Source organism: Bifidobacterium sp. POST2/T3 (B1) (genome assembly GCF_058197115.1).
In genome coordinates, this window is record NZ_JBVPQK010000175.1 from 1 (window position 1) to 5,624 (window position 5,624).

Annotated in this window: 6 protein-coding genes; 5 read left to right on the forward strand and 1 reads right to left on the reverse strand. The window is 64.0% G+C overall.

Going from position 1 to position 5,624, the window contains the following annotated elements; translation table 11 throughout:
* The 3 genes from AC0AP0_RS08295 to AC0AP0_RS08305 form a co-directional block, all read left to right on the forward strand.
* Positions 1–1,128 (forward strand): galactokinase (locus AC0AP0_RS08295; protein ID WP_490430123.1); only part of this gene is annotated, 1,128 nt, incomplete at its 5' end.
* A 115-nt stretch (positions 1,129–1,243) separates the two neighbouring features.
* Complete coding sequence (locus tag AC0AP0_RS08300; protein WP_015021435.1) at positions 1,244–1,516, forward strand: ACT domain-containing protein; 273 nt, start codon at positions 1,244–1,246, stop codon at positions 1,514–1,516.
* Positions 1,517–1,526: 10 nt separating this feature from the next.
* Positions 1,527–2,891: a PFL family protein gene (locus AC0AP0_RS08305; RefSeq protein ID WP_144178008.1), complete on the forward strand. Its 1,365-nt coding sequence runs from the start codon at positions 1,527–1,529 to the stop codon at positions 2,889–2,891.
* A gap of 15 nt (positions 2,892–2,906) precedes the next feature.
* Here AC0AP0_RS08305 and AC0AP0_RS08310 read toward each other — a convergent pair whose 3' ends face one another.
* Positions 2,907–3,560: a tRNA (cytidine(34)-2'-O)-methyltransferase gene (locus AC0AP0_RS08310; protein WP_198190526.1), complete on the reverse strand. Its 654-nt coding sequence runs from the start codon at positions 3,558–3,560 to the stop codon at positions 2,907–2,909.
* A 113-nt stretch (positions 3,561–3,673) separates the two neighbouring features.
* On the opposite strand from AC0AP0_RS08310, the gene AC0AP0_RS08315 reads away from it, so the two are divergent.
* On the forward strand, positions 3,674–4,708 hold the full coding sequence (locus AC0AP0_RS08315) for an HhH-GPD family protein (RefSeq protein ID WP_490430124.1): 1,035 nt from the start codon (positions 3,674–3,676) through the stop codon (positions 4,706–4,708).
* A 30-nt stretch (positions 4,709–4,738) separates the two neighbouring features.
* Positions 4,739–5,401, forward strand: a complete 663-nt coding sequence (locus AC0AP0_RS08320; RefSeq protein ID WP_490430125.1) for a hypothetical protein — start codon at positions 4,739–4,741, stop codon at positions 5,399–5,401.
* Positions 5,402–5,624 lie beyond the last annotated feature (223 nt).

Genomic DNA, 5,624 nt, shown 5'->3' on the forward strand with positions numbered 1-5,624 from the left:
AATCTCATTGGCGAGCACACGGATTACAACGCCGGTCTCTGCCTGCCCATCGCCCTGCCCAATCGTACCTATGTGGCCGCAAGCCCCAGGACGGACAGCCGGGTCCGTCTGGTCTCCAGCATGGATCCGGAGAATCCGGTCCAGGCTGACTTGGATGGTCTTCAGGCCCGGGGAGTGAGCGGCTGGGCAGCCTATCCGGTCGGCGTGGCTTGGGCCCTGCAGCGGGATGGCTTTCCTCAGGTTCGAGGGTTCGACCTGGCCCTGGCCTCCTGCGTGCCAGTCGGATCCGGGTTGAGCTCTTCCGCGGCCATGACCTGTGCCGTGGCCCTGGCCCTGGATGACCTGTTCGGTTTGGGACTGGGAGGTAACGAGGCTGGTCGGGTCAGGCTGATCCAGGCCGCCATCACTGCGGAGAACGATATGGCTGGCGCCTCCACAGGTGGCATGGATCAGAGCGCCTCCATGCGGTGTCGATCCGGTTGTGCCCTGCGGCTGGACTGCCGGCCGGAGCTGGATGCCATGAGCAACGTGCGCCAGGTTCCCTTCGACCTGCAGGCTGCGGGCCTGGAGCTGCTGGTCGTCGACACCAGGGCCCAGCACCAGCTCAACGATGGTCAATACGATCAGCGGCGGGCCACCTGCGAGCAGGCTGCGCATCTGCTGGGGGTGGCCAATCTGCGCCAGGCGGCAGACCAGGTCAATGGGGCCGCAGATCCCCCGTCCGCCCTGGCTGCCCTGCTGGAGCAGCTGCCCGATGAGATCATGCGTCGGCGGGTCCGTCATGTCATCAGCGAGATAGGGCGGGTGGACCGCTTCGTCGAGGCCTTCGGCAGGGGCGATTACGTCTTGGCCGGTCGCCTGTTCAACGCTTCCCATGACTCCTTGAGGGACGACTACGAGGTCACCTGTCCGGAGTTGGATGAGGCTGTGGATGCGGCACGTCAGGGCGGGGCCTACGGAGCTCGCATGACCGGCGGCGGGTTCGGCGGATCCATCATCGCCCTTGCTGACACCGGCAAGGGTTCCGATCTTGCGTGTGACATTGCGGAACGATTCGCCTCCAAGGGATTCAAAGCCCCCAGAGCCCTGATTGCCCTGCCCTCCTCGGCGGCCGCGCGCGAATCCTGAATCCAGACTGTAGACCTCTACGACCCTGCTTCTCCCGGCGCTCCTCTAAGCTGGGGGAGCGGGGTCCCGGTTTTCAGGGGTCTAGTCAAGGGCGAGGTGGATGAGGAGGACGGCCATGGACAAGGCGATCATCACGGTGGTGGGCAAGGATGCCATTGGCATCATCGGCAAGGTCTGCACAGACCTCTCCCAGCAGGGTGTCAATGTGCTGGATATTTCGCAGACCATTCTGGACGGCTTCTTCACCATGATGATGATCGTGGACTGCACCGCCTGCAGGGATGATTTCGATGCCCTGAGCCAGCGGATGGAATCTTTGGGCGAGGACATCGGGGTCTCCATACGCTGCCAGCGCGAGGAGATCTTTACCAGGATGCACCGGGTCTGAGGAGGCAGCTGTGATCACACGTGACGAGGTCCTGGAGACCAACGACATGATCGACCGGGAGCGCCTGGACGTGCGCACCATCACCATGGGCATCAGCCTGTTGGACTGCGCCAGCCAGGATGTGGACATGCTCTGCCGGAACATTCATCGCAGGATCGTCTCCCTGGCCGGCGACCTGGTGTCCACTGGGGACTCCATCGCCCGCGAATACGGCATTCCCATCGTTAACAAGCGCATCACCGTCACCCCCATCTCTCTGGTGGCCGCCGGAGCCTGCCACACCGTGGAGGATTATGTAACCGTGGCCAAGGCCCTGGATCGCTCGGCCCAGGAGGTCGGGGTCAACTTGATTGGTGGTTACTCGGCCCTGGTCGGCAAGGGCATGACCCCGGCCGAGCGGTTGTTGATCAAGTCCCTGCCCAGGGCGCTGAGCCAGACGGAACGGGTCTGCGCCAGCGTCAACGTGGGCTCCACCAGGACGGGCATCGATATGGATGCCGTAGCCCTGATGGGCCGGGTCGTCAAGGCCACCGCCGAGAGCACCGCCGACTCGGACAGCTCCGGCTGCACCAAGCTGGTGGTCTTCTGCAACGCCCCGGACGACAACCCCTTCATGGCCGGCGGTTTCCACGGGGTCAGCCAGGGGTCGGCCGTCATCAACGTGGGGGTCTCCGGGCCCGGCGTGGTCAAGACCGCCCTGGAATCAGTCAAAGGAGCGGACTTCGGACAGCTCTGCGAGACCATCAAGAGGACGGCTTTCAAGATCACCCGGGTGGGTCAGTTGGTGGCCCAGGAAGCCAGCCGTCGCCTGGACGTGCCCTTCGGAATCATCGATCTGTCCCTGGCACCCACCCCTGCGGTGGGGGACTCGGTGGGCGAAGTACTGCAGACCATGGGCCTGGAGCAGGTGGGAGCCCCGGGGACCACTGCGGCCCTGGCCATCCTCAACGATCAGGTCAAGAAGGGTGGCATCATGGCTTCCAGCTCGGTTGGCGGGCTGTCTGGAGCCTTCATTCCCGTGTCCGAGGATGCCGCCATGATCCAGGCTGCGCAAGAGGGGAGCCTGACCCTGGAGAAGCTTGAGGCCATGACCTGCGTCTGCTCGGTGGGGCTGGACATGATTCCCATCCCCGGGGACACCTCTGCGGAGTCCATTGCCGGCCTTATCGCCGACGAGGCGGCCATCGGCATGATCAACCAGAAGACCACCGCAGTCAGGGTCATTCCTGTCATCGGCAAGCATGTGGGCGAGTGGGCCGAGTTCGGTGGACTCATGGGCGGCGGCCCGGTCGTGCCCGTCAATACCCGCTCCTGTGCGGCATTCGTCAATCGGGGCGGACACATCCCGGCGCCCATCCACAGTTTCAAGAACTGAGCGTGCACGCAGGATTCAGCGGCCGCCTTGGAATCCCAGCTGCCGCCAGGCCTCGTAGATGGCGATGGAGGCGCAGTTGGTCAGGTTCAGGCTGCGCAGGCTGGGCCGCATGGGCAGCCTGACCTGTTCGGCTACGTGAGGGCCGGCCATGATGTCCATGGGGTCGGGGATGTCGCCGGGTTCGGGTCCGAATAGGAGGATGTCGTCCGGCCGGTAGTTGACTTCGGTGTAGAGCTTGTCGGCGTGGGCGGTGAAGGCGATGATCCGGCTGTCGGGCATGGAGCGGACCAGGTCGTCGAAGTCCGGGTGCAGGACCACGTGGGCCATGTCGTGGTAGTCCAGGCCGGCGCGGCGCAGCTTGGTGTCTTTGAGGTTGAAGCCCAGGGGCTCTATCAGGTGCAGGATGGTGCCGGTCACGGCGCACAGGCGGATGGCGGAGCCGGTGTTGCCGGGGATCCGCGGCGAGTAGTAGCACAGGTGGGGGGTGGAGGTTTTCACCCGGCTGGCCTGATCGGCCTTCATCATGGCGTCCACTACGGAGATGGGGTTGCCGTGGGCGTCGGTGACCAGCTCATCCGGACCATAGTTCGATTTGCGGTATCCGTACTCGTACATGCTGTCGACGGCCTTTGACGGGTCGTCGGACCGCTCCTGCTCCTGCCTGTTCATGAGGCCAACCTACCGTCGCCAAACGACAGGTAAGGCAGCGTCGGTCGGCACCGTCGGGCAGAATACGGCGGTTGAATGAGGCAGAATCGGATGGCGAAGGGCGGTGTGACCATATGGAGGGTGTGGATACGGCCTTGGCGGAGATTGAGTCAATCCGTTTGCGGCTGTTCGATTGGTGGAGCCGGTACGCCCGCGATCTCCCTTGGCGCTTTGGGCGAACCACACCCTGGGGGGTACTGGTCTCCGAGGTCATGAGCCAGCAGACCCAGATGAGCCGGGTGGTGCCCTACTGGACGGCCTGGATGAGGGTCTGGCCGGATGCTGCGTCCCTGGCTGCCGCACCCAAGGCCGAGGTCATCACGGCCTGGGGCCGGTTGGGCTACCCGCGCCGAGCCCTGCGCCTGCAGGAGTGCGCGCAGCAGGTGGCCGGCCGGTATGCAGACCGGCTGCCCCGGGATTACGACCAGCTGGTGGCCCTGCCTGGCATCGGCGACTATACGGCCAGTGCTGTCATGAGCTTTGCCTACGGCGAGAGGATCGCCGTCATCGACACCAATATCCGCAGGGTGCTCTCCAGGGTCTTTCTGGGGCGTGAATCCACCGGAGGCGCTGCCAGCCGAGAGGAGCGCCAGCTGGCCTGGCAGGTCCTGCCCGAGGATGAAGGGCAGGAGAGTGTTAGCGCCGATGCCGGAGGGCCGGAGGATGTCGGTGCCGAGGACAGCGGTGCCCAGAAAGATAGTGACCGTCTGGGACTGGCTGATCCGAAGGTCAGGTCGGCTGCCTGGCGTGAGCCGCCATCGGCCCGATGGAACCAGGCTGTCATGGAGCTGGGCGCCACAGTCTGCATCGCTCGCAAGCCGGCCTGCGACATCTGCCCTCTGGCCGGTTACTGCCGCTTTCTCAAGGCTGGACTACCTGGTTTGGGCGCAGGCAGGACCAGGCCCCGTCAGCGCTTCGCCGGTACCGACCGGCAGGTCCGCGGTGCCATCCTTCAGGCCCTGCGGCAGGCTTCCGGCACGCCCGTCTCGAGGAAGGATCTGGAACCCTTGTGCGAGGATGAAATCCGACTTGATCGGTGCATCGCATCCCTGGACGAGGACGGCCTTCTTGAGATTGGCCGGGACGGCCGCCTAAGTCTGCCGCAGTGAAGGCCGCCCGAGCGATTAGACTGGGTTAGTATGGCCAAGCGACGCATGAGCGAGAAGAAGCGGCGGATGTACCGTCGCCGGAGGATCGCGGCCGCCCTGCTGGCGGTGCTCTTCCTGCTGGTCTGCGCTGGTCTGGTCTGGGGCGTGGGGGCCGGCATCAGAGCCTTGCGGGGAGGCGATGGGGGCCAGGGTGCCTCGACCAGCGCCCAGCAGTCCGCAAAGACCAAATCCAAAGACAAGAACAAGCAGGGCAAAGATCAGAAGAAGAATGCTAGCAAGAAGCGTTCCTCAGGAGCTCCTGACTGTAACAAAGGGGATCTGGCGTTGGAGCTGGCTGCGCCCGATCCTAGCACTGAAGTCGGCGGTTCCATCGACTTCACGGTGACCATTCGTCACAAGGGAACAGGCTCATGCTTGGTGGACGGCTCCGACGGCGGCCGTGTGCTGGTCATCACCAGCGGTCAGGATACCGTTTGGCGCTCCGATGCCTGCCCGGTGGGGGCGCGTACCCTGCTCATGGCCACTGGCGACAAGGACGTGCAGACCATCACCTGGCATGCCGACAGGAGCCAGGAGAGCTGCCAGCCCGATGAGAAGCTGCCCCTGGTCGACGCCGGTTCCTACAAGGCCAAGTTGGTGCTCAAAGCCGATTCCAACGTGGCCTCCCAGCCAGTACCGGTCATGATCCAATAGCAGCTTTTCCAAGACGACACGCCGATTGCGTCCATGGTTCTTGTCTGCTATAGTTTTGACTTTGCATGAGGTATGTCATATAGCGGGCATGCATCATCGAGGAGGTGCCCGCGAATAGGCATATGGCGGCCGTTCGGCATCTCCCTGGGTAACAGGAATGATCGAGTACGGCGAGCGATAAGGAACGTCCATTTTGGCTGCCAATAAAGCTGTAAGTAGTACC